This is a genomic window from Glutamicibacter sp. BSL13 (assembly GCF_052928425.1).
The window spans coordinates 1-21,247 of the sequence record NZ_JAVGCZ010000021.1; the positions used below are offsets into that span (position 1 = coordinate 1).

Here is a 21,247-nt window from a genome sequence, read left to right on the forward strand (position 1 = left end):
ACAGCGCTGGCGGTACCCTTCACTGCGCCGGGCCTGCCGATCCTGATCGCCGCAGCAGGCGCGGTGCTGTACGCCCTGGCCGCGTCCCGGCACGCGCCGCGGGCCACCGAGCACGGCAGACTGCGTGAAGTTGATGGAGGCAAGCCGTGAGTGAATTGAGCTGGTGGATCCTGGGCGCCTGCGTGAGCGCCTTCGCGATCAAGCTGTGCGGCTACTTCGTGCCGCGCCGGGTGCTGGATTCCCCGGTGATGTCCCGCGTCGCCGGCATCCTGACCATTGCCCTGCTGGCCTCGCTGGTGACCATGAACGGGTTCACCTCCGGGCAGGACTTGGTCATTGACGCCCGGGTGGGGGCCCTGGCCGCCGCGGCGATTGCGCTGCTGTTGCGGGCCCCGTTCCTGTTGGTGGTAATTGCCGGGGCAGGGGCCGCGATCCTGCTGCGGGCCACCGGGCTGGCCGCGTAGCGTACGCACGCAAGGGATGACAATGCCGGTGGGACGGTGGCACAGTGGGGATCGACACCACCGGCCCCAAGGAAGGATTTTCCCATGATCGTCGCATTCTCCGTAGCCCCATCCGGAACCGGCAGCAACCCCGACGGCTCCGTCCACGATGCCGTCGCCGCTGCAGTCAAGGTCGTCCGAGACTCGGGCCTGCCCAATAGGACATCGAGCATGTTCACGGAACTTGAAGGCAGCTGGGACGAGGTCTTCGACGTCGTCAAGCGGGCCACCGAGGCCGTGGCCCCGTTTGGGTCGCGGATCTCCCTGGTCATCAAGGCCGACATCCGCCCGGGTTACGAAGGTGAGATCCACGGCAAACTCGAACGCCTGGAGAGCGCCATCGAGGAATCCGGGCAGTAGCGGCCCGCCAGCCGAAGGGGGAAGCAGCCGTCGATGAGCTCCGCCCCGGTTTGGGGGGCGGGAGGTTGCCGCAGCGCGCTGGGCCGAGGAGACGAAGAAACCTGGCTAGACGTGGTGCTCGCTATCCACCAGTGGCTCCTGGACAGGGCGCGGCTCACCGATCACCGGATAGCTACGGGCCAGGTAATAGGTGGCAACCCCGCCCACCACGGCGATGAGCGGGCCCATCCAAAAGGTGACCGGCCCGGAAAGCAGCCCGCAGATGCTCGGAGCCAGCACCAGCGGCACCAGGTAGTACCAGTGCCTGCGGTTCAGCTGCGCGGAGCCGCGTTCAAGCTGGGCGATGACGGTGAAGCAGCCCATCAGCAGGATCGCCCCGGCCACCGCCAGCCACAGCCCGGGCGCCAGGCAGATCACCAGCGAAAAGCCCGTCACCATGGCGGCGGCCACCCACGCGAACTTTTCATTGTTGCTCACGCGTCAGGGCACCTCCAAGGCGGGTCGTGGTGCCGGTGGGCACCGAGTGTTTGTCTAAATGCCAGTCTTTCAAATCCGGGCGGGGCGCTCAATCGTACTTAAGTAGGAGAGCATCCGCGCGCCCAACGTGAGATGGCTGAAATTTTCCATCCGCGTGGTTTCTTGGCCACTCTCGCATGGCCTGTCGTACGCTGTAGTGGTGCAACTGAGGAACGACTATCGAATTCGTTTGGCCCGGACCGAGGACATCCGCCCGGCACTGCTGATGAAATTGCAGGCATGGCGCGAGGCGTATGGGCATCTGCGGCCCGAATCCTTCTTTACCGAGCAGGAGGACCAGCTAGAGGCGCAGGTCCAATGGTGGGAGCGCGGGATTGAGGCCGGCGCCCAGTTCTACGTCGCCGAACTGGCCGACGGGACCATCATCGGACTGGCTGGCGGTACCCCGGTGATCGATGAGGACAAGGACACCGGGGTCGAGATCGAGCTGGGCGTGCTCTATGTGCTCTCCCCGATGTATGGAACCGGGGTGGGCGAGCACCTGCTGGAGACCGTGCTTTGCCGGCGCGACGCGCTGGTTTGGGTTCTGGAGCAGAACGCCCGCGCCCGGGCCTTCTATGCCAAGCACGGTTTTGAGGCGGACGGTACCGGGGAAGACCTGGCCGGCTGCTGGGAAGGCCTGCGCGAAATCCGGATGGTGCGAAAACGTGGCTAGAACCACCGGTGCCCTGCTGCCCGGGCAGTATCCGATTGACACCGGACTGGCGGAGATTGAGCCGGACCCGTACGGGGCCGAACGCTACATCCTCAAGGTCAACGGGGTGCCCTCCTCGCATATTGACCTGAATGATCCCACGTTCCTGGACTTCGAATACATGCGGTGGATGCAACCGCTGTTCGGCTTCGGCTATCCGGCGGAGCGGTTTGATGGCCGGCAACGCAAGCTGCGCGTCCTGCATCTGGGCGGGGGCGGATGCACCATGGCGCGCTGGGTGGCAGCCACCTACGACAACGCCCGGCAGGTGGTGGTGGAACTTGACGCCAAGCTCGCCGAGCTGGTGCGCACCCAGTTCCAGGTGCCCCGGGCCCCACTGGTGCGCCTGCGGGTGGGGGATGCCGCGCAGGTGCTGCCCGGCCTGAGCGATGCCAGCCGGGACATCATCATCCGGGATGTCTTCGCCGGCAGCACCACCCCGGTGGAACTGACGACGCTGGAATATGCCCGTCAGGTGCAGCGCGTACTGGATGTGGGCGGCACCTACCTGGCCAATTGCGGGGACACCGCGGATCTGGCCGGGGCGCGGGCCGAGGCCGCCACTCTCAGCGAGGTGTTCGCCCATGTGGCCATGGTGGCCGATGCCCCCATGCTCAAGGGGCGGCGCTACGGGAACATCGTGTTCTTGGCCAGTGACGAACCGCTGCCGCTGGATGCCGGATTCGAACGCAACCTGCGCATGGCCCCGTTGCCGGCCCAGGTCATTTCCGGGGCCGGGGTGAGCCGCTTTATTGCCGGCGCCAGCCCGATCAGCGGCTAGCCTGCGCTACGCCGCGCCGGTGCTTCGGTAGGCGCTGCCGTTCGCGCTGCGCTCCAGAAGCAAGCTGTCAACCATGTAGCGGCGCAGCAACGCGACGTCCGGGTGGATTGTGCGCAGCCGGTCGTTGAGCCGCTCTTCACTTAATTCCTCATCAGCGCCAATCGCCGCATCCCGGATCTGGCGCAGCACCTCGTGCCGTTCAGCGGGCTTCGCCGGCAGCGAGAGCAGGCGCGGCCCGTTGAAAAATCGCTGCACCCCTTCGGGCTTGGGCCGGGCCCGAGCCCGAAGGGCCGAGGTGAGCAGCTGCTCGTTAAGCTCCCAGCCCGGCCCCTGGCGCAACAGGCCAATTTTCTCCCACCGCTCCAGATTCTTCGTGGTGGTTCGATCCTCGGGCAGCTGCTCTTGCTGGCCGCAGAGCACCAGCCCCAGCACGTGGCGCATCCCGGGATTCTTCATGCCGGCAAAAACTTCGATCCATTGGGTGCCCATGCCGCGTAACCTCCTGCAGGTGGGATGTGGTATTCGGCCGCCGCGGAGCGCAGGACCGTTGTCGGTGAGTCTACATTGACCCATCACGGCCGTGGCGCATGCCGGATGGCCCGGTGTACGACAAACGGGTCGAATCCGGAGCGCCATCCGACGCTCCAGAATCGACCCGTGCTGCGCAGGGGCGTTGAACGGCTACACGCCCGTGAGCTGCTCGATCAGGCCAATGCCGAAGAACAACACGAAGGCGGCGGCCACTACCCACATCAGAGGGTGCACTTCGCGGGCCCGGCCCTGGGCTGAGCGGATAAACACGAAGGCGATGAAGCCGGCGCCAATGCCGTTGGCGATCGAGTAGGTGAACGGCATCAGGGTGAAGGTCAGGAACGCCGGCAGCGCCAGGCCCCAGTCGTTCCAGTCGATCTTGGTGACCTGCGAGATCATCATGAAGCCAACCACCACCAGTGCTGGGGCCACGGCCTCGAAGGGCACCAGGTAGATCAGTGGGGTCAGGAACATGGCGGCCAGCAGCAGCAGTCCAGTGATCACCGAGGCAAACCCGGTCCGTGCGCCTTCGCCGATGCCGGCGCCGGACTCGACGAAAATCTGGGACGAGGAGCTCGAGGTGCCGCCACCGACAATGGCGCCGGCGGCATCCACCAGCAGGACCTTCTCAACGTCGGGGATGTTGCCTTCCTCGTCGATGTTCCCGGCTTCGGCCGCCAAGCCCACCATGGTGCCCATGGCGTCAAAGAAGATTGACAGAAGGATCACGAACGCCAGCAGCAGCGCTGCGGTCACGCCCAGGGAGGAGAACGCGCCGATCGGGTTCACGTGGCCGATCAAGCTCAGATCCGGCAGGGTCCAGGAGGGAAGGGAGGGGACCACCAGCGACCAGCCGCTGGGGTTCTCGGCGCTGGAGGCGCCGATGTCGAACATGGCCTCCAGGATGTTGGCCAGCACCGCTGCGGCGACAATGCCGATGAGGATGGCCCCCTTGACCTTGCGGACCACCAGGGCCATGGTCAGCAGCAGTCCGATGATGAACACCAGGATGGGCCAGCCCAGCAGCTTGCCGTCAAAGCCCAGCCCCACCGGAACCGTGGTGCCCGCGGCGTCCGGGATGCGGCGCACAAATCCCGAGTTGACCAGGCCGATCAGGGCAATGAACATGCCGATGCCCACTACGATCGCCGTTTTCAGCGAGGCCGGCACCGCGTTGAACACCGCCGTTCTAAAGCCGGTTAGCACCAAAACGAACATCACCACGCCGGCGATGACCACCAGGCCCATGATGTCCTGCCAGGTAAGGCCCGGATTGGTGGCCACGGTGATGGCCACAAACGCGTTTACGCCAAGGCCGGTGGCCATGGCGAAGGGGTGGCGGGCCCAGACGCCCATGATGATGGTCAGAATGCCGGCCACGAACGCGGTCACGGCGGCCACGCGCTGCAGCCCGAGCTCGGTGCCGCTGGCATCGGCCCCGGAGAGCACCAGCGGGTTGAGCACGACGATGTAGCTCATCGCAAAGAAGGTGGCGATGCCACCGCGGATTTCGGTGGAGAAGGTTGATTGGCGTTCGGAGATCTTGAAATAGCGGTCTACGCGCTGGGCGAACGTAAGTGTCGCGGGGGTTTGGGTGCTGGAGGACATGGTAAAAATTCTATGCTTTTCTGCCTCGGCGAAAAACCCCGAACCCCGCAATGAGTAGGCTGTGCGTGAAATCATTAGACCCAACTCACACCAATGGGAAGAATGGAAGTACATTGGGGGTAACGGGAATCACCCCGATGTAAGTGCCGGGCTATGAGGAGTGAATCTGATGAGCGACCAGACACCTGCCGCAACCGAGAAGATCGAGGGGATCGTCGTTGGCGTCGATGGCTCCCAGCAATCGCGTTGCGCCCTGAAGTGGGCGGTGCGTGAGGCGAGCCGCAGGGGAACCGTGCTGAACGTGGTTTCGGCGTACACCATTCCGGTGTTCGCCGCATCGTCAATGGACGCGGGCTATTCCACCCTGGACGACGACTTGATCCGTGGCGGCGCCGAGGACATTGTGCGCCAGGCCCGCGAGGAAATAGGGGACACCGACGTTCAGGTTCGCACCTACATTGAATCCGGGGACCCGGCTGGAGTGCTGTTGGACCTGAGCAATGACGCCGATCTGGTGGTCGTGGGCACCCGCGGCCGCGGCGGCTTCGTCGGGCGCCTGCTCGGCTCGGTGTCCTCCGCCTTGCCGGCCCACTCCAAGTGCCCCACCGTGGTGGTGCCGCTGAGCATGGCCAGGGAGCAGGAGAGCCAGGAGATCGAAAGCCGCGAGGCCATCGTGGTCGGTGTGGACGGTTCGGACCGTGCCCGCGCCGCGGTGCTGGCCGCGGCGGAGGCCGCGCTGGCCCGGGACATCACCCTGCGCGTCGTGTGCGCTGTGGCCCCGGTCAGTGCCGCGCTGGCCTGGATGCCGGCCACCGTGGACCAGGAGGCGGTGCTCGAAGACGTGCGCTATCAGATGGAAGTCGGTGCACGCTGGCTGAAGTCCCATTTCCCGGACTTGAAACTGGAAACCGATGTCATCCCCGGCCCTCCGGTGGAAGTGCTGATCCGTGAATCCGAGCACGCGGTGCTGACCGTGACCGGTTCGCGGGGCCGCGGCGGATTTGCCGGCATGCTGTTGGGCTCGACCAGCCAGGGCGTGCTGCACCACTCGAAGGGCCCGGTGATGGTGGTCCCGGACAGCGAGGACCCGCGCCTGGCAGACCGCAAGGACTTCGAGGAAGAGGAACAGTAGAAAGACCCAGCGCTCCGGCACTCACGTAGCCGGAACCCTGAACGAGCGGCCGCTGGACCGCCGGGAAGCCCCGGTGATCCAGCGGCCGCTGGGCGTCAGGGGTTGCGCGGAGGGTTGGGGAGCCCCTGCATCCGCCGGGTCAGGTGTTCGGGGCATGAAAAGGGACCGTGGGCGGGGCAGTTCGAGAAGAATGCTCCATCCACGGTCCCTGTGACCGGGTGCCGGCTGTCCCTTTCGGGTGTGCCTAGTAGCGTGCCGCCCGCGGCATGATGTTGTTGACGTAGCTCAGCGGGGTCACCGAGATGCCGGCCTGTGGGTTGCGTGCGTGCACGACCTGTCCGTTGCCGATGTAGATGGCCACGTGGTACATGGAAGCCCCACCGTTGGAGGAGGAGAAGACCAGGTCCCCTGGGCGCAACTGGCTCAGCGACACGTACTGCGGGGCAGCCTGGTACTGCTGGGTGGAGGAACGTGGCAAGGAGATGCCCGACTGGGCGAAGGCCCGCTGGGCAAAGCTGGAGCAGTCGAAGGCGTTCGGGCCATTGGCGCCGAAGACGTAGTACTTGCTCGGGTCATTGGCGGTCTTCATGGCCCAGGAGATCGCCGCCGAGTAGTTGCTGCTGCTCTGCGGGGTGATGGTTTCCTTGGGCTTCTCCGTCACCTGCGGCTTAGGCTGCGGCTTAGGCTTCGGCTTGGGAGTAGGCTTCGGAGTGGCCTGCGGCTGCGGCTGCGGCTTCGGCTTCGGCTTGGGCTTGGCGGTTTCCTTCGGCTCCTCAGCCTTGGGCTTTTCCGTCTTTGGCTTCGTTGATTCCTTGGGCTTATCCGCCTTCGGCTTGCTGGTTTCCTCGGGCTTCTCGGTGGCCTTCGGCTTTTCGGCCTTTGGCTGCTCTGGCTCGGGTGCCTTGCTCTGCTCCGGCTTCGGGGCCGGCTTGGCTGCTTCCTGAGGCTTCTCTTCCTCGGCCTGCTCCGTTTCGGCTTCCGGAGTTGGCGCCACGTTCGGCTTGTCCTGCTCCTGTGAGTCCTCCGGCTCGCTGGCAGCCAGTTCCTGAGGCTTCTCCACCGTCAGCGGAGTGACCTGCCCGACCGTCGGGGCCTGCTCGTTGTCCTCAACCTTGGGCTCAGTGTCCTGGGCAATGACGGAGTCAAGCTTCTCTTCGTCCGCCTTGGCTTCAGCCTTCTCGACCTGCTTGCGAACCTCGGCTTCTTCCTGCTCTTGCAGGGTGGCCAGATGACCGATCAGTTCGTCGCGCAGCTTGCGCTGCGGATCCACGGCGGATTCGTAGCGGTTCAACGTGGAGTTGGCGGTCGAAGCAGCCTGATCGTAGTCCTCGGTGGCCTTCTTTGCCGCCTTTTCGGCTGCAGACGAATAATCCTGCCAGGCGTCGACCAGGGCCTGCGCTTCAGCGGCGGAGTTCAGTTTGTGGGATTGGCTTTGGCTCAGCGCATCAATGGTTGCGGCCTTGTAGAACACGTCGTTGGACTCGTCGTCCTGCAGGAGAATGCCCAGGGTGGAGGAGCTTGCGCCGCCGCGGTACAGGTCGGCCGCGATATTTCCAACGGCTTCGCGGCTCTGGTCCAAGTAGGTCTTGGCCAGTTTCACCTGCTCGCGGGCCCGGTCGGCCTCGGCAACGCGGGCGTCGCGCTCTTCGGTGGCCGTGAGTAGAACATCTTGCGCCTGCAGTGCCTCAGTTTCCGCCTGCTCCAGCTGATCCCGGCTGGCGGCCAGTGAGCTCTCCAGTCGGCTGATCATGGCGTCGGTCGCGGCCTTGTCGCCCTTGGCGGCTTCCACCTCTGCGGCAGTGGGCATGCTCGAACCTTCTGGTGCTGCCGGGACCGTGAAGGATGAGGTAACAGATGGCTGGCTGGAGGCCGCGGCCGGAATGGCGCCGGCGAGGCAGGTGGCAGCCAGGGCAAGGGAGCATGCAGCGACGCTGAGCGTGTGGCGTTTAGGCATGTGGTCGTTCCTCACGAGTTTTGAATGATGATGAGTGGTGCCCGCATCCGTTGTTATGAAGCCTTCGAAATCCGTCTCAAAGGTCACGGTTTGGATAAGGTTCCAACTAGCACACTAGGCCAATTCCGTAACCGATGGCAACACTCGTCACACCAGTCACATGAATTACATTGCTGGAAGATTCTTCCGAAACGGTGTGACATGAGGACTTTTGGTATGCATGAAAGAGATTGGGTTTCCTTGAGCTAGTGCTGGGCCTCGCTAAACTCCGCATGAAGGTCTCAGAATTTGGAGGATTGTTGCGATTCGGTATAAGGAAGCGTCCTGCATTCGCTGTCGGAAAGAGTCCGGGCGGTGGCCCTGGATCCAACACGGGCTGGGTCGGATGGCGTCGGGTGCGGCCCCTCTCCGGCAGCTCTCGTCCGTTACCTATAGATAGGCTCTCAAGGGGATCCGCGGTTTGATCCGGTCGCGATCGGCGTGGGGTGCGGCGGTCTCGCCCTGCGGCGGGAACCTGCCTGGTGACGCAGATCTCAAAAAACTTTGCGCCGCCTTCGGAGCTATCCCCAGCCCAATTCATGCAGTCGGGCGTCATCGATGCCGAAGTGATGAGCGAGCTCGTGCATAACGGTAATGCCCACTTCCCGTACCACTTCTTCAGGTGATCGGCAGACCCGCAGCGTTGGGTTTTTGAAGATGATGATCCGGTCCGGCATGGCACCCGCCGCCCAGTCGTGGTCCCGCTCGGTGAGGGCGATGCCCTCATAGATGCCCAGAATCTCGGTGTTTTCCGGTTCTCCGGGCAAGGGTTCGTACTCGTCTTCAATGAAGAAGGCGACGTTATCCATCATGCGCTGGGCAGAGGCGGGAATCGCCTCGATCGCCTGACGGACCAGCTCGTCAAACTCCTCGTCGGGCATCTGCAAATCCATGCCTCCAGACTACGTTGGAAGATGGCGGCGAAGGGTCTTCGGGTGCGCCACGGGAGGGGTGGAGCTCGTTTTGCGAAATCAAAAAATGCCACGTATAGTTATTGAAGTCCGCAGCGGAGACGCAAGAAACCGCAGCAGATCATAGGCCCCCATCGTCTAGCGGCCTAGGACACTGCCCTTTCACGGCAGCGGCACGGGTTCGAATCCCGTTGGGGGTACAAGCAATCGTTATCGATTGCCAGGTGGAGTAATTCACCGGCTTGCAATAGCAAGGCCCTGTAGCGCAGTTGGTTAGCGCGCCGCCCTGTCACGGCGGAGGTCGCGGGTTCAAGTCCCGTCAGGGTCGCTTAGGTTTCCAAGAAATTGGATACCGGGTGTCCGTCAGCAATGGCGATACCAGGCTCTGTAGCTCAGTTGGTAGAGCGTTCGACTGAAAATCGAAAGGTCACCGGATCGACGCCGGTCGGAGCCACGCAAGCCCTCGGGTGACCGAGGGTTTTACTATGTCGTTTGGGTGGCAATCCAAATCACATGGCCCTGTAGCGCAGTTGGTTAGCGCGCCGCCCTGTCACGGCGGAGGTCGCGGGTTCAAGTCCCGTCAGGGTCGCCAAGAAAAGCCTTCCTTCGGGAAGGCTTTTTGCGTTAAGCTTGTCGGTGGCGCGGACCGAAGGCTCACCCGCCTCCCGTGACCGGCCCTAGTTGGCGCGTCCCAGATGTCGCGGCCCCAGCCACCGGTTGCTTAACCTGCGGTATGCGGCAGCCGCCCCGGTGGCGTCGCTCTCTTCCAGCGCCTGCAGGCCATGGTGCAGGTCATTGACCGAATCGTCCGGCCAGACCAATTCGGCCAGGGTGCCGTAATCGAGTTCAAGCACCGACTCCCGGTCAAAGCCCTCCAGCCAGGTGCCTAATTGTCCCAGTTCTTCAAACAGCGGGGCCTGGGCGGCGTGCGCGACCATGACGTTCAGGGCCCAGGACAGTCGCTCCACTGCCTGCGAAAACGTGGTCAGCAGGCGAACCGAGCGCAACTTGTCGCCCTGCTGGTGAACCCGAACCTCATCATCCTCGCGGAAGAGCGCGAACCAGCTCAAGGGGATGCCCCAGCTGGAGGTGCGGGTGTTCAGGTGCGTCAGGTCCTCGGCCAGCCGGTTGGTGTCCAACCGGACAGCGTTGGCTTCCCGCGCTGCGGGGGGAACGAGCAGGTCAAAAACCTCCGGGCGCATAGCTTCCTCCGCCTGCTCCGCGGCGAGCAACGCCCGGGCCGGCAGTTGGCCTGGGCAGTACCGCGTGTGCTCTGTACCGTCATAGCCAGCGACGGTTACCGCGCGGAAGAACTCCGGCTCGTCGTGGGGGAAGGGATCCGAAACCCTGCGCAACGTGCGGGTCCAGAGCAGACGGGTTTCATGTTCCTCGGATTGTTGCCAGTCGCGCTTGGGGGTGGACAAGATGATACTCTGCGCCCAGTCCTCAAAAGCGGCCAGCGGTTCATACACCCGCAGGTGAGCGGTGGCTGCACTCAGCTCCTGAAGTGGGCCAGAGATCTCCGGAGTCATCAGCCGGCGAGCTCCACAACCACCGGGGCATGGTCCGAAGCACCCTTGCCCTTGCGTTCTTCACGGTCAATCCATGCATTGTTCACGCGGGCGGCCAGCGCCGGCGAGGTTAGCGCGAAGTCGATGCGCATGCCCTCACCACGCGGGAAGCGCAGCTGAGTGTAGTCCCAGTAGGTGAAGGCGCCCTCGGTGAAGGGGCGCACCGGGTCGCTGAATCCTGCGGCCTCAAAGGCCCGGAACGCGGCGCGCTCGGGCTCGGAAACGTGGGTCATCCGGTTCTCAACGAAGAAGTCGATGTCCCACACATCTTCGTCCCTTGGGGCAATGTTCCAGTCCCCGGCCAGGGCAATCTGGGCGTCGGGATCCCGTTCCAGCCAGGAGGCCGCATTGTCCTTCAGCACATCGAGCCACTGCAGCTTGTATTCCATGTGCTCGTCATCCAGTGCGCGTCCATTGGGAACGTAGAGGCTCCACACGCGAACGCCGTTGCAGGTGGCGGCCATGGCGCGCGGCTCCTGGATCGGATCCTTCCCACCCTTGCCGAAGGAGGGTTGACCGCCAAAGGTGCGTTCGACGTCGTCCAGCCCTACGCGGGAGGCGATCGCCACCCCGTTCCACTGGTTCACCCCGAAATGGGCCACCTCGTAGTCGTTGTTTTCGAACAGTTCCCAGGGGAAGTTCTCGTCCTTGCACTTGGTTTCCTGGATCGCCAGGACATCGACGTCGGTGCGCCGCAGCCAGTCCTCAACACGGTCGGCGCGGGCCCTGAGGGAGTTCACATTCCAAGTCGCAATCTTCACGTCTTCAACCTATCAATTTTTGGCGCGGGAATCCGGGTCGATGAAATCACGGGCTGGCCGCTGCGGCGAGCGAGTTTGGATGGCACCCTTCAAAATACTTGGATGTCCGAGTATATTCGTCAGTAGCATGTGACCGCCCTCACGAGAAGGCCTGATAGATGAGCGATATCCGCATTGAACAGCGCGGCACCCTGGGGCTAATCACCTTGGACCGTCCCCGTGCGCTGAACGCCCTGACGACCGCGATGTGCCAGCAGATGCTCGACGTTTTGCTGGCTTGGCGTGATGATCCGCAGATCCACCAGGTCGCAGTGACCGGGGCCGGGGAGCGCGGGCTGTGTGCCGGTGGGGACATCGTTGCCATCTATCGCGACATTAACGACCGCGAAGGGTCCACCGAGGAATTCTGGCGCATTGAATACCAGCTCAATGCGCTGATTGACGAATACCCCAAACCCTACATCGCCCTCATGGACGGGATCGTTCTGGGCGGGGGCATAGGCATCTCGGCCCACGGCAGCCACCGTGTGGTCACCGAGGCCAGCAAATGCGGCATGCCAGAGGTCTCCATCGGATTCTTTCCCGACGTGGGCGGCACCCACCTGCTGGCGCGCGCGCCGCGTTCGGCGGGACGCTACGCGGCGCTGACGGGACAGAGCGTCGGGGCGGCCGACGCGATCGAACTGGGCCTGGCCGACGTGCACGTGGAACAGCGCCTGTTGCCGCAGCTGCTGCGGGAGCTGGAAACCCTGTCGGCGGACCAGGTGCTCAACCAGCACCGCAGCCAGCCGGCCCCCGGGATCCTGTCCGAACCGTGGATCACGGCGTTTGAGGCCGCGGAACCGGTGGATATCCTCCAGCAGTTGCAGCGGTACCAGGATCCGGCGGCGCAGCGGGCGGCCGCCGCCCTGCAACGGGCCTGCCCCAGCTCGGTGGACCTGGTGTTGGCGTTGCTGCAGGAGGCGGGCAGCGACCTGCGCGAAGACCTGCGCCGGGAATTCCGGGCCGCAGTGCACCGCCTGGACGACCCGGACTTCGGCGAGGGGATCCGTGCCCAGGTGATCGACAAGGACCGCAGTCCACAGTGGGTGGCGCGGGTGGACGGGCTCAGCGCGCAGCAGCGCGTGGCCCGCCACCTGGCGCCCCTGGCCGGGCGCGAACTGGATTTCGAGTTGATCGAACATGGCACCGTAAGCGTTAAGGAGTGAAATAGGCATGGACAGCAAACCTCGGATCGGATTTCTCGGGCTGGGCCACATGGGCCTGCCCATGGCGGCAAACCTGTACGCGGCCGGCTATGAGCTCAAGGCCTTTGACGTCATGCCCCAGGCACTTCAAGCGGCCACCGGCCTGGGCATCACCACGGTGCAGGAAGGGGCGCAGGCGGCGCAGGGCGTGGACATCGTGGTTACGATGTTCCCCACCGGTCAGCACGTGCTTGATGCCTACCGCGACTACCTGCTGGAGGCGGCCCCGCCAAATACGCTGTTCCTGGAATGCTCCACCATTGATGTGGCCCAGGCCCGCGAAGCCGCCGAGTTGGCGGTGGCCGGCGGGCACCGCAGCGCCGACGCCCCGGTCTCCGGTGGGGTGGTGGGAGCCGAGGCGGGAACGCTGACCTTCATGCTCGGTGCCGAGGAGGCGGACCTGGACCAGATCCAGCCGGTCCTGGAAGTCATGGGCAAGCGGGTGGTGCACTGTGGCGGGCACGGAGCCGGGCAGGCGGCCAAGGTCTGCAACAACATGCTGCTGGGGATCTCTATGATCGGTGCCGCGGAGGCCTTCGTGCTCGGCGAGCGGCTGGGGTTGAGCCACCAGGCTCTCTTTGACGTCATCTCCTCGGCTTCCGGCCAGTGCTGGTCGGTGACGACCAATTGCCCGGTGCCCGGACCTGTGCCTTCATCCCCGGCAAACCGGGACTATGCCCCGGGCTTCGCCGCGGCCCTGATGAGCAAGGACCTGGGCCTGGCCGCCAGCGCCCTGCAACTGACCGACACCGACGCGCACATGGGCGCGCTGGCCACGCAGCTGTACAAGAAGTTCAGCGAGGCCGGGGGAGCGGGCAACGACTTCTCGGCCATCATCACGGCAATTCGCGAAGGCTCGCTGTAGCGCCGTGGCACGCTACAGGAAATCGCCGGCCCGGTGCCGGAAGGCGGCCAGGATTTCGAACAGCTGTGTGGCTTCCGCGTGCTGCAGCCCGCTGTTGGCGAAGAGCTGCTGGTTCAGTTCATCGCGTGCCTGCTCCAGGACCGCGCGTCCCTGTCCGGTCAGTTCCAGGAGCCGGGTTCGCCCATCGGTGGGATGGGCCACCCGCCGGACCAGGCCCGCGGCTTCCAGCCGGTCCACGGAGCTGGTCAGGGAGGTGGCATGAACCTGCAGGCGCTGGCTGGCGTGGCTCATTGGCAGCGATCCGCGCGAGGAGAACCCCAGCAGGGCGAGCACCTCGAAGCGCGCGAAGGTCAACCCATGCGGCTTGAGGATCGCGTCGGCACGCTGCAGGAAGATCGAGGCGGTGCGCATCACGGCGGTAATCGCCGCCATGGCGTCGGCCTCCTGGCCCCACCCATGTGAAACCCACTGGCTGCGCGCCTCGGCGATCGGATCGCGTGGTAGCGGATCAGTCATCTCATACCCCTAGGAAAACGGAACTAGTCCAACAATATACTTGGACGTCCAAGGTTTGGAAGGAGACCCCAGATGGACCTTTTGGGAATCGAAACGCAGCTGTCACCGGCAGAACAGGCCCGGCTGCGCGAAGTGCGTGAACTGGTGCAGCAACAGCTGCGGACACAGTCGGTCGAGTACTGGAACAAGGAGGCGTTCCCCGCCGAGCTGGTGCGCACGCTGGGCGATGCCGGGCTGGGCGGGCTGCAGCTGCAGTCGGGCTCCCAGCTGCTGCGCGGACTGATCCATGCCGAAATCGCCCGGGCCGACATTTCCCTGTCCTCCGTGGTGGGCATCCACAATGAACTGATCGTGGGGATGATCGACTCGCTGGGCTCCCAGGAGCAGAAGGACACCTGGCTGCCCAGGCTCAGCCGGTTCGAGGCCTTTGGCGCCTTTGCCCTGACCGAACCGGAACACGGCTCGGATGTCGCCGGCGGGCTGGGCACCGAGGTGGTGCGCGATGGCCAGGAGTACGTCATCACCGGCTCCAAGCGCTGGATCGGGATGGGGACCCTTGCCGACTTCGCCCTGGTTTGGGCCCGCGACCCAGAAAGCGGCGAGGTCGGGGCGTACCTGGTGGAAAGCAGCCGGCCGGGATACCGGGCCAGCAAGATCGAGAACAAGATCGGGTTGCGGATCATGCAGAACGCGGATATCGAATTGGATCAGGTGCGCATCCCGGTGGCGAACAAGCTGCCCGGAGCCACCAGCTTCGCCGCGGCCAATGAACTGCTGATGCAGTCGCGCGCCTGGGTGGGCTGGCAGGCGGTCGGGGCGATGATGGCCACCTTGGACATCACCCGCCAGTACAGCCTGCAGCGCGAGCAGTTCGGCAAGCCGATCGCCTCCTTCCAGCTAGTGCAGCAGTCGTTGGCCGAGATCGCCGGTCACCTGACCGTTTGCCTGTCGATGATGCGCGATGTGGCCCTGCGGCAGGAGCAGGGGGAGCTGGAGATGGTGCAGGCGGCCCTGGCCAAGTCCACCGCCACCCGCCTGGCCCGCGAATCGGTATCTCAGGGCCGGGCGCTGCTGGGTGGAAACGGCGTGGTGAGTGACGGGCACATGGCCAAGGTCTTCTGCGATGTCGAAATCCTGCATACCTATGAGGGGACCTATGAAATCAACTCGCTCATCGTGGGGCGGGCCCTGACCGGGGTGAGCGCGTTCGTCTAGCCCGGGGGCCAGCTGCTTGCTGAAAGTACTTTCCAATATGGAAAGTACTTGTTATGGTGGTGGAAACCAACGGCGACGGCAGGGGAGCACGACATGGGCGGCACCGGCAGCACGATCAGGGGCACAACTCATCGGCAGAACATCCGCGGCAGGGCGGCGATGGCGCTGCGCATCACGCTGGTCCTCGCCGCGACGGTGGTGCTCGGCGCCTTCATAGGCTTCGCCCTGACCGGGGCTCCGGTCTACTTTGTGGCCGGGATGTCCGGATTCGCGGCAGTGGGCGCGGCGGCCAGCGCCGCCCACCAGGTCACCGGCCGCAAGGAGGCGGCATGAGTTTTGGCGAACGGGAGGACGCGGCCCGGCAGTTGGCCGCCGTGCAGGCTGCCCAGCGGGCCCTGGCCTCACCACGCCGGGCCGGGGCCCGCCAGATCGGCTGGCTGAGCGTGCTGCTCGGTCTGCTCCTGGGGGCGCTGCACGTACTGCTGCATTTCTTTACCCCGCAGCGAAGCCTGACCGGTTTCTGGGTGCTCTGCGCGGCTGCGGCGGTGGCGATCACCGTTCTGGCGCTCGGGTACCGCCGGCTTCACCGGGTGCTGCCAGCGGGCTTCGGGCGCAGGTACCTGGTTGCCCTGGCCGCCAGCCTGGTGCTGTATGCCGGGCTGCTGGCCCTGATCATGACACCGATGCCGTTGGCCGTGGTGTTGCTGCTCGGCGCCGTGGTGGCCCTGCCGCTGGCGGTGGCCGGAGGGTGGATGATCCGCCAGTGACACAGCATCCCCGGGCCCGAATGAATGAAGACTTCACCAACCCGGTGCGGCTTTCGCTGATGGCGGCGCTGCAGCAGGTGGACGAAGTCGATTTCAGGACCCTGCGCGAAACCCTGGGGGTCTCGGACTCGGTGCTCTCCCGGCACCTGGCGGCCCTGGAGGAGAAGGGCCACCTGGTGATCCGCAAGGGTTTTGTCGGCAAGCGGCCGCGCACCTGGGCGCACCTGTCAAAAACCGGGCGGCAGAGCCTGGCCGAACATGTCCAGGCCCTGCGGGAAATCACCGGGACGCTCTAGTCCTGGGCACGCCACCAGGTGTCGGCCGGGGTGGCCGGGGTGGTGCGCTTGTGCCGGGACACCAGGTAGCGCCGTTCCAGCAGCTCGGCCGCGGCGGTGTCGATCTGCTTGCCCTCCAGGTAGTCATCGATCTGCTCGTAACGCAGGCCCAGTTCGTCCTCGTCGGTGCGCTGGGGCTGATTATCGAGCAGATCCGCGGTGGGCACCTTGGCCCACAGGGCCTGCGGGGAATCCAACTCGCGCAACAGCGCCTGGTTCTGCCGCTTGTTCAGGCCCGCCAGGGGAACCAGGTCGGCCCCGCCGTCACCGAACTTCGTGTAGAACCCGGTCACCGCCTCGGCAGCGTGGTCGCTGCCCAGGACCAGGAGATGACGGTCCCCGGCCAGGGCGTACTGCACAATCATGCGCATCCGGGCCTTGACGTTGCCGCGGTTGAAGTCCGAGAGCTGCTGGTACCCGGATTCGGCGATGGCCTTGTCCACCCCCATCACCGCGTCGGCGATGTTCACCGTGTAGTCCTCATCCGGACCAATGAAGTCGATGGCCGCCTGGGCGTCCGCCGCGTCCATCTGCACCCCGTGCGGCAGCTGCACCGCAACGAAGGTGGCCTCGGTGCCCTCCGCCCGCAGTTCCTGGACCGCCAGCTGTGCCAGCTTGCCCACCAGGGTGGAGTCCACTCCGCCGGAAATGCCGATGGTGAAGCCCTTGGCGCCGGTCACCTTCAGGTAGTCCTTCAGGAAGCCGACGCGGTTCCGGATTTCCTGTGCCGGGTCGATGTGGGGCTTGACGCCCAGTTCCTTGATGATTTCAGCTTGAAGTTCGCGCATGCCTCCATCCTAGGTGCCGGCCTCGGGGGACGTCTGCGGTTCCCAGCCAAGATTGCGGGCCATCTGCTCCAGGGAGGCCACCGTGGTCGCGTACTGTTCCTCGCTCAGGTTTTCGCCGCACTGTTCGCGAATCTGGTCGACCAGTTCGCTGAGCGTGGACAGGGAAGTGCTGCCGCGTTCGGTGATCGAGAAATATTCGCCCTCATGGGCGATCCACCCGGACTCCACCAGCTCGGCCAGGTGCTCACTCACGCTGGGCGGTTCATCGGCCGAGGCGAAATAGGGGGCCAGCGCATCGATCAGGGAGCGTTCGGTGGCGGGGTGTTGTTCGAGCATGTTCAGTACCTGCCATTGGCGCCGGGTCACGCCATGTTCATCGAGAGTCGCTGCGAAGTGCTCGTCAATCAGCGAATCAACCAATTTCAACCAGAAACCCAGTGGGCGAGTCGCGTTCATGGCATCAGCCTAAACCGGATGACGACTAGAATCGAGGGCATGAGCAAAACCAGCGCCCGCGAGCGACTCAAAGAACTTATCCAGGAACTTGCCATCGTCAGGGGCAAGGTGACTCTCTCCTCCGGCAAGGAAGCCGACTACTACATCGATCTGCGCCGCATCACCCTGCATCATGAGGCATCAGGTTTGGTTGGTCAGGTCATGCTGGAGATGCTGGATGTGGCCAAGCTGGAATTCTCCAACGTGGGCGGGTTGACCATGGGTGCGGACCCGGTCGGCACCGCGATCATGCACAGCGCTCGCGCCGCACACCGCAACATCGACGCTTTTGTGGTGCGCAAGGCCCAGAAGTCCTATGGGATGGGCCGCCAGGTTGAAGGCCCGAGCATCGAGGGCAAGAACGTGGTCGTCCTGGAGGACACCTCCACCACCGGCGGCTCGGCATTGACCGCCGTTGAGGGCGTGCGCAAGGCCGGGGGCAACGTGGTCGCCGTCGCCGTGCTGGTTGACCGGGACACCGGGGCCAAGGAGCGCATCGAGGCTGAAGCCGAGGTGCCGTATCTGTTCGTTTACGGCAAGGACGAGCTGGGTCTCTGATCCCCGCCGGTTTCCTCCGCACATCCCGGGTCAATTGCCCATGATGTGCGGAGTCGTCGTTTAAGCGCCGGTGCATCTGCCGCGGGCCGTGCTGCTGGGCGAGCGCGGTCTGCGCCGTGGCGCGCCGGAGGCGGAGCACACCGGCCGGGTGCAGGCCCTCACCCACACCGGGGAGCGGGGACCTCAGGTGGGTGCTCGTTGCCCGGCCCCGCTTCGGGGCAGTGAGGTGCTACCTGGCTTGGGGAAGGTCCTCATCCTGTGCGGCGTCCGTCCCGGACACGACGGGCGGGACATCGGCCGCGGCCTCCGGATGTGGTCCTTCCTTCAGCTGCTGATGCAGCTCGGCCACGGAACCGGCCATCAGATCCGGCCGGAACGGGAAGGAGGCCACATCGGACTTGGAGGTGATTCCGGTGTGGACCAGGATGGTCAGTAGCCCCGCTTCCATACCGGCCACGATATCGGTGTCCATCCGGTCCCCGATCATGGCGGTGGTTTCCGAGTGCGCGTCTATCCGGTTCAAGGCGGAGCGGAACATCATGGGATTGGGCTTGCCCACCACGTACGGGTCGCGGTTGGTGGCCCGGGTGATTAAAGCGGCCACGGCGCCGGTCGCCGGCAGCAGGCCCTCGGGGGAGGGGCCGGTGGCATCCGGGTTGGTGGCAATGAAGCTGGCTCCCGCCTCGATCAGCCGGATGGCCTTGGTGATGGCTTCGAAGGAGTAGGTCCGGGTCTCGCCCAGCACCACGTAGTCCGGTGCCACATCGGTGAGGATGAAACCGGCGTCGTGCAGGGCCGTGGTCAGCCCGGCTTCACCGATCACGAAGGCCCTTCCGCCGGGACGTTGGCGGGAGAGGAATTCCGCCGTGGCCAGAGCCGAGGTCCAGATGTTTTCTTCGGGCACGTCCAGTCCGCTGGACAGCAGACGGGCGCGCAGATCCCGCGGGGTGTAGATCGAGTTGTTGGTCAGGACCAAAAACGGCATGTCATTGGCGCGCCAGTAGTCGATGAGGTCCGAGGCGCCGGGGATCGCCTGGTCCTCATGGACCAGCACCCCGTCCATATCGGTCAGCCAGCTGTTGATGTCGTGGATGGTGCGTTTTGCCCGCTGTAGCTTGGACACGATGCCAAGGTCCTTTCGTTGGATGGAACCGGCGGAACCAGTCGTCGTTGAGCGGCTTCCCTCTTAGGTACAGATTACACAGCCGCGCACGGAGCCCCGCCGTGCCCTCAGAGGACAGTGCGGAAGATGCTCAAAGCCATTTGTTCTTCTTGAACACCAGATACAGTCCCAGCGCGGCGGCCACCATGAGCCCCAGCGCGTAGGGGTAGCCGAAACTCCATTCCAGCTCCGGCATGATCTCGAAATTCATGCCGTAGATGGCACCGATCAGGCTGGGGGTGAACAAGATGGCGGCCCATGAAGAAATCCGCTTCATCTGCTCATTCTGGGCCAGACCCGTTTCGGTCGCCCGCTGTGAGGCCAGGGTCGCCGACAGGGACAGGGCGTTGGAGAGCAGGGCGCGGAAGGACTCCACCCGTTCGGCGCAGCGAATTGCGTGGTCGATGACGTCCACCAGGTTGGCGTCCAGGCTCTTGGCCTCATCCCGATCCATGCCCGTGCGCCGCGCCAGCCGGCGCAGCTGCTCCAGGACCTCGGGCAGCGGGGCCACGGCGCGCTGGAAGTCGATCACCTCGCGGGACAGCTCGTAAATGCGCCGCGAGACGTCCAGGTTGCCCTGGAAAAGCTGTTCATCGATCTCGTCGATGTCATTTTGCAGCCCGTCGATCACCGGGAAGTACTCGTCGATCACCTGGTCGATGATGGCGTACAACACCGCCGCCGGGCCGCTGGCCAGCAGCTGTGGGGACTGCTGCAGGTGGCGGCGCACGGTGGCCAGCCGCGGGGACTCGGCGTGGCGCACGGTCACCACGAAGTCGTCGCCCGCGTAGATGTGAACCTCCCCGAACTCCACCTCCTCGACGTCATCGAGGTAGCGTGCCGGGCGCAGCACCATAAACAGATGGCCCTCGTAGCGATCCAGCTTCGGGCGCTGGTGTCCCTTCAGGGTGTCTTCCACGGCCAGTGAATGCAGGGAGAATTGCTCGCTGACCACCTGAAGCTCCTGTTCGGTGGGTCGGTACAGGCCGATCCACCCCATGCCGCCGGTGCGTCGCATCACTTCAAAGGTCTGGTCCAGGTCCTGCGGATGGGCCACGGCCTTGCCCGCCACGTAGATGACGTTGTCGATCACTGTCACCGGTTACCACCCGTTCGTTCCATGGACAGAAAGAATCCCATGACCTACTACCCTAGTAAGAGTGAGTCAAGAAGTGCATGATCCCTCCCGCGAGTCGACCGCCCAAGGTGAGGCTGCAGGCCAAGACACGGCGCAGAGCGAGGTCGGTGTCGGTCCCTGGCAGGGCCCCTGGCCGCAGGATGAGCGGCTGGATCCGCAACTGCTGGAGCACGGGGACCGGCGCAACGTGGCCGACAAGTACCGCTACTGGTCCATGGAGGCGATCGTCGCCGACCTGGATGAACGCCGCCATGACTTCCACATCGCCATCGAGAACTGGCAGCATGACATGAACATCGGCACCGTGGTGCGCACCGCGAACGCGTTCCTGGCCAAGGAAGTGCACATTATTGGCCGCCGCCGCTGGAACCGGCGCGGTGCCATGGTCACCGATCGGTACCAGCACGTGCGTCACCATCCCACCGTTGAGGACTTTGTCCAATGGGCCCAGGGCGAGGGCCTGGCGGTCATTGGGGTGGACATCTTCCCGGACTCGGTGCCGCTGGAAACCTATGAGTTGCCGCGCCGCTGCGTGCTGGTCTTTGGCCAGGAAGGGCCCGGACTGAGCGATGAGGTGCATGCCGCAGCCGAGGCCACCTTGTCCATTGAGCAGTTTGGCTCCACCCGCTCCATCAACGCAGCCTCCGCGGCCGGTATTGCCATGCATGCCTGGATCCGCAGACACGTGTTTAACCAGCAGGTCGGCTAGCCGCCACTCCAAAACTCCCCTACTTTTTACTCAAGCGCCTTTATTAGTCGCGCGGGAGTGCCTAGGCTTG

25 protein-coding genes and 4 tRNA genes are annotated in these 21,247 nt (G+C 64.7%); 17 read left to right on the plus strand and 12 right to left on the minus strand.

What is annotated here, in order from left to right:
- Positions 1 to 146: 146 nt before the first annotated feature.
- Together RCJ92_RS05825 and RCJ92_RS05830 are read left to right on the plus strand one after the other, a co-directional pair.
- Positions 147 to 464: an AzlD domain-containing protein gene (locus RCJ92_RS05825; RefSeq protein WP_138174627.1), complete on the plus strand. Its 318-nt coding sequence runs from the start codon at positions 147 to 149 to the stop codon at positions 462 to 464.
- 84 nt (positions 465 to 548) lie between these two features.
- On the plus strand, positions 549 to 863 hold the full coding sequence (locus RCJ92_RS05830; protein WP_054821224.1) for a thiamine-binding protein: 315 nt from the start codon (positions 549 to 551) through the stop codon (positions 861 to 863).
- Between the two features lie 105 nt (positions 864 to 968).
- Here RCJ92_RS05830 and RCJ92_RS05835 read toward each other — a convergent pair whose 3' ends face one another.
- Entirely contained in the window at positions 969 to 1,340 is a 372-nt protein-coding gene (locus tag RCJ92_RS05835; RefSeq protein ID WP_054821225.1) for a hypothetical protein, read from the minus strand.
- A 199-nt stretch (positions 1,341 to 1,539) separates the two neighbouring features.
- Here RCJ92_RS05835 and RCJ92_RS05840 point away from each other — a divergent pair, with 199 nt between their 5' ends.
- Together RCJ92_RS05840 and RCJ92_RS05845 are read left to right on the plus strand one after the other, a co-directional pair.
- Positions 1,540 to 2,055 carry an N-acetyltransferase family protein gene (locus tag RCJ92_RS05840; RefSeq protein WP_446754013.1) on the plus strand — a complete coding sequence of 172 codons (516 nt, stop codon included), beginning with the start codon at positions 1,540 to 1,542 and terminating at the stop codon, positions 2,053 to 2,055.
- Positions 2,048 to 2,875 carry a spermidine synthase gene (locus RCJ92_RS05845; protein WP_446754014.1) on the plus strand — a complete coding sequence of 276 codons (828 nt, stop codon included), beginning with the start codon at positions 2,048 to 2,050 and terminating at the stop codon, positions 2,873 to 2,875. The genes RCJ92_RS05840 and RCJ92_RS05845 overlap by 8 nt, the downstream gene beginning before the upstream one ends.
- A gap of 6 nt (positions 2,876 to 2,881) precedes the next feature.
- Here RCJ92_RS05845 and RCJ92_RS05850 read toward each other — a convergent pair whose 3' ends face one another.
- Complete coding sequence (locus RCJ92_RS05850) at positions 2,882 to 3,364, minus strand: DUF2087 domain-containing protein (protein WP_446754015.1); 483 nt, start codon at positions 3,362 to 3,364, stop codon at positions 2,882 to 2,884.
- Between the two features lie 192 nt (positions 3,365 to 3,556).
- The gene (locus RCJ92_RS05855) at positions 3,557 to 5,014 is read right to left on the minus strand and encodes an NCS2 family permease (protein ID WP_138174621.1); all 1,458 of its coding nucleotides are present in this window, start codon (positions 5,012 to 5,014) and stop codon (positions 3,557 to 3,559) included.
- Between the two features lie 169 nt (positions 5,015 to 5,183).
- On the opposite strand from RCJ92_RS05855, the gene RCJ92_RS05860 reads away from it, so the two are divergent.
- Entirely contained in the window at positions 5,184 to 6,146 is a 963-nt protein-coding gene (locus RCJ92_RS05860) for a universal stress protein (protein WP_138925458.1), read from the plus strand.
- A 244-nt stretch (positions 6,147 to 6,390) separates the two neighbouring features.
- Here RCJ92_RS05860 and RCJ92_RS05865 read toward each other — a convergent pair whose 3' ends face one another.
- Positions 6,391 to 7,953 carry an NlpC/P60 family protein gene (locus RCJ92_RS05865; RefSeq protein ID WP_446754016.1) on the minus strand — a complete coding sequence of 521 codons (1,563 nt, stop codon included), beginning with the start codon at positions 7,951 to 7,953 and terminating at the stop codon, positions 6,391 to 6,393.
- Positions 7,954 to 8,660: 707 nt separating this feature from the next.
- Entirely contained in the window at positions 8,661 to 9,032 is a 372-nt protein-coding gene (locus tag RCJ92_RS05870; protein ID WP_138174615.1) for a metallopeptidase family protein, read from the minus strand.
- Between the two features lie 145 nt (positions 9,033 to 9,177).
- On the opposite strand from RCJ92_RS05870, the gene RCJ92_RS05875 reads away from it, so the two are divergent.
- The 4 genes from RCJ92_RS05875 to RCJ92_RS05890 all read left to right on the plus strand — a co-directional run bounded on the left by RCJ92_RS05875 (position 9,178) and on the right by RCJ92_RS05890 (position 9,642).
- A tRNA-Glu gene (locus RCJ92_RS05875) sits at positions 9,178 to 9,250 on the plus strand.
- 54 nt (positions 9,251 to 9,304) lie between these two features.
- Positions 9,305 to 9,378 (plus strand) — tRNA-Asp (locus tag RCJ92_RS05880).
- 53 nt (positions 9,379 to 9,431) lie between these two features.
- A tRNA-Phe gene (locus RCJ92_RS05885) sits at positions 9,432 to 9,504 on the plus strand.
- 61 nt (positions 9,505 to 9,565) lie between these two features.
- Positions 9,566 to 9,642 (plus strand) — tRNA-Asp (locus RCJ92_RS05890).
- Positions 9,643 to 9,727: 85 nt separating this feature from the next.
- Here RCJ92_RS05890 and RCJ92_RS05895 read toward each other — a convergent pair.
- Both RCJ92_RS05895 and RCJ92_RS05900 read right to left on the minus strand, forming a co-directional pair.
- Complete coding sequence (locus RCJ92_RS05895; protein WP_138174613.1) at positions 9,728 to 10,582, minus strand: hypothetical protein; 855 nt, start codon at positions 10,580 to 10,582, stop codon at positions 9,728 to 9,730.
- Complete coding sequence (locus tag RCJ92_RS05900; RefSeq protein ID WP_446754017.1) at positions 10,582 to 11,382, minus strand: exodeoxyribonuclease III; 801 nt, start codon at positions 11,380 to 11,382, stop codon at positions 10,582 to 10,584. The genes RCJ92_RS05895 and RCJ92_RS05900 overlap by 1 nt, the downstream gene beginning before the upstream one ends.
- Positions 11,383 to 11,540: 158 nt before the next feature.
- On the opposite strand from RCJ92_RS05900, the gene RCJ92_RS05905 reads away from it, so the two are divergent.
- Together RCJ92_RS05905 and mmsB are read left to right on the plus strand one after the other, a co-directional pair.
- On the plus strand, positions 11,541 to 12,590 hold the full coding sequence (locus RCJ92_RS05905; protein ID WP_446754018.1) for a 3-hydroxyisobutyryl-CoA hydrolase: 1,050 nt from the start codon (positions 11,541 to 11,543) through the stop codon (positions 12,588 to 12,590).
- 7 nt (positions 12,591 to 12,597) lie between these two features.
- Entirely contained in the window at positions 12,598 to 13,494 is an 897-nt protein-coding gene (gene mmsB, locus RCJ92_RS05910; RefSeq protein WP_446754019.1) for a 3-hydroxyisobutyrate dehydrogenase, read from the plus strand.
- A 12-nt stretch (positions 13,495 to 13,506) separates the two neighbouring features.
- Here the strand turns inward: mmsB and RCJ92_RS05915 are convergent, their stop codons facing one another.
- The gene (locus RCJ92_RS05915; protein WP_054821581.1) at positions 13,507 to 14,010 is read right to left on the minus strand and encodes a MarR family winged helix-turn-helix transcriptional regulator; all 504 of its coding nucleotides are present in this window, start codon (positions 14,008 to 14,010) and stop codon (positions 13,507 to 13,509) included.
- Positions 14,011 to 14,082: 72 nt separating this feature from the next.
- On the opposite strand from RCJ92_RS05915, the gene RCJ92_RS05920 reads away from it, so the two are divergent.
- From RCJ92_RS05920 to RCJ92_RS05935, 4 genes are read left to right on the plus strand one after another with little or no spacing between them, the layout of a single operon-like run.
- Positions 14,083 to 15,225 (plus strand): acyl-CoA dehydrogenase family protein, encoded by a 1,143-nt coding sequence (locus tag RCJ92_RS05920; protein ID WP_446754020.1) that lies wholly within the window; start codon positions 14,083 to 14,085, stop codon positions 15,223 to 15,225.
- A gap of 48 nt (positions 15,226 to 15,273) precedes the next feature.
- Positions 15,274 to 15,558: a hypothetical protein gene (locus tag RCJ92_RS05925; RefSeq protein ID WP_446754021.1), complete on the plus strand. Its 285-nt coding sequence runs from the start codon at positions 15,274 to 15,276 to the stop codon at positions 15,556 to 15,558.
- Positions 15,555 to 15,992: a hypothetical protein gene (locus tag RCJ92_RS05930; RefSeq protein WP_446754022.1), complete on the plus strand. Its 438-nt coding sequence runs from the start codon at positions 15,555 to 15,557 to the stop codon at positions 15,990 to 15,992. Before RCJ92_RS05925 ends, RCJ92_RS05930 begins: the two co-directional genes overlap by 4 nt.
- Positions 15,989 to 16,288: a winged helix-turn-helix domain-containing protein gene (locus RCJ92_RS05935; protein WP_249354287.1), complete on the plus strand. Its 300-nt coding sequence runs from the start codon at positions 15,989 to 15,991 to the stop codon at positions 16,286 to 16,288. Before RCJ92_RS05930 ends, RCJ92_RS05935 begins: the two co-directional genes overlap by 4 nt.
- Here RCJ92_RS05935 and nadE read toward each other — a convergent pair.
- The gene (nadE, locus tag RCJ92_RS05940; RefSeq protein ID WP_446754023.1) at positions 16,285 to 17,115 is read right to left on the minus strand and encodes an ammonia-dependent NAD(+) synthetase; all 831 of its coding nucleotides are present in this window, start codon (positions 17,113 to 17,115) and stop codon (positions 16,285 to 16,287) included. The two genes, RCJ92_RS05935 and nadE, sit on opposite strands and share 4 nt — an antisense overlap.
- Positions 17,116 to 17,124: 9 nt before the next feature.
- A complete protein-coding gene (locus RCJ92_RS05945; RefSeq protein ID WP_446754024.1) occupies positions 17,125 to 17,571 on the minus strand; it encodes a MarR family winged helix-turn-helix transcriptional regulator in 447 nt (148 codons plus the stop codon).
- Between the two features lie 39 nt (positions 17,572 to 17,610).
- Between RCJ92_RS05945 and pyrE the strand changes: the two genes are divergently transcribed.
- The gene (gene pyrE, locus RCJ92_RS05950) at positions 17,611 to 18,168 is read left to right on the plus strand and encodes an orotate phosphoribosyltransferase (RefSeq protein ID WP_138174594.1); all 558 of its coding nucleotides are present in this window, start codon (positions 17,611 to 17,613) and stop codon (positions 18,166 to 18,168) included.
- Positions 18,169 to 18,397: 229 nt separating this feature from the next.
- Here the strand turns inward: pyrE and RCJ92_RS05955 are convergent, their stop codons facing one another.
- Together RCJ92_RS05955 and corA are read right to left on the minus strand one after the other, a co-directional pair.
- A complete protein-coding gene (locus RCJ92_RS05955) occupies positions 18,398 to 19,231 on the minus strand; it encodes an HAD-IIA family hydrolase (RefSeq protein WP_446754040.1) in 834 nt (277 codons plus the stop codon).
- Between the two features lie 190 nt (positions 19,232 to 19,421).
- The gene (gene corA / locus RCJ92_RS05960) at positions 19,422 to 20,429 is read right to left on the minus strand and encodes a magnesium/cobalt transporter CorA (RefSeq protein WP_446754025.1); all 1,008 of its coding nucleotides are present in this window, start codon (positions 20,427 to 20,429) and stop codon (positions 19,422 to 19,424) included.
- Between the two features lie 73 nt (positions 20,430 to 20,502).
- Between corA and RCJ92_RS05965 the strand changes: the two genes are divergently transcribed.
- The gene (locus RCJ92_RS05965) at positions 20,503 to 21,177 is read left to right on the plus strand and encodes a TrmH family RNA methyltransferase (protein WP_391495632.1); all 675 of its coding nucleotides are present in this window, start codon (positions 20,503 to 20,505) and stop codon (positions 21,175 to 21,177) included.
- Positions 21,178 to 21,247 lie beyond the last annotated feature (70 nt).

Coding starts and splice junctions, on each gene's coding strand:
- RCJ92_RS05855 (WP_138174621.1), bottom strand. CDS start 5,014: ATGTCCTCCAGCACCCAAACCCCCGCGACACTTACGTTCGCCCAGCGC.
- RCJ92_RS05865 (WP_446754016.1), bottom strand. CDS start 7,953: ATGCCCACTGCCGCAGAGGTGGAAGCCGCCAAGGGCGACAAGGCCGCG.
- nadE (WP_446754023.1), bottom strand. CDS start 17,115: ATGCGCGAACTTCAAGCTGAAATCATCAAGGAACTGGGCGTCAAGCCC.
- RCJ92_RS05905 (WP_446754018.1), top strand. CDS start 11,541: ATGAGCGATATCCGCATTGAACAGCGCGGCACCCTGGGGCTAATCACC.
- RCJ92_RS05860 (WP_138925458.1), top strand. CDS start 5,184: ATGAGCGACCAGACACCTGCCGCAACCGAGAAGATCGAGGGGATCGTC.
- RCJ92_RS05920 (WP_446754020.1), top strand. CDS start 14,083: ATGGACCTTTTGGGAATCGAAACGCAGCTGTCACCGGCAGAACAGGCC.
- RCJ92_RS05850 (WP_446754015.1), bottom strand. CDS start 3,364: ATGGGCACCCAATGGATCGAAGTTTTTGCCGGCATGAAGAATCCCGGG.
- pyrE (WP_138174594.1), top strand. CDS start 17,611: ATGAGCAAAACCAGCGCCCGCGAGCGACTCAAAGAACTTATCCAGGAA.
- mmsB (WP_446754019.1), top strand. CDS start 12,598: ATGGACAGCAAACCTCGGATCGGATTTCTCGGGCTGGGCCACATGGGC.
- RCJ92_RS05895 (WP_138174613.1), bottom strand. CDS start 10,582: ATGACTCCGGAGATCTCTGGCCCACTTCAGGAGCTGAGTGCAGCCACC.
- RCJ92_RS05830 (WP_054821224.1), top strand. CDS start 549: ATGATCGTCGCATTCTCCGTAGCCCCATCCGGAACCGGCAGCAACCCC.
- RCJ92_RS05945 (WP_446754024.1), bottom strand. CDS start 17,571: ATGAACGCGACTCGCCCACTGGGTTTCTGGTTGAAATTGGTTGATTCG.
- RCJ92_RS05915 (WP_054821581.1), bottom strand. CDS start 14,010: ATGACTGATCCGCTACCACGCGATCCGATCGCCGAGGCGCGCAGCCAG.
- RCJ92_RS05870 (WP_138174615.1), bottom strand. CDS start 9,032: ATGGATTTGCAGATGCCCGACGAGGAGTTTGACGAGCTGGTCCGTCAG.
- RCJ92_RS05955 (WP_446754040.1), bottom strand. CDS start 19,231: ATGGACGGGGTGCTGGTCCATGAGGACCAGGCGATCCCCGGCGCCTCG.
- RCJ92_RS05930 (WP_446754022.1), top strand. CDS start 15,555: ATGAGTTTTGGCGAACGGGAGGACGCGGCCCGGCAGTTGGCCGCCGTG.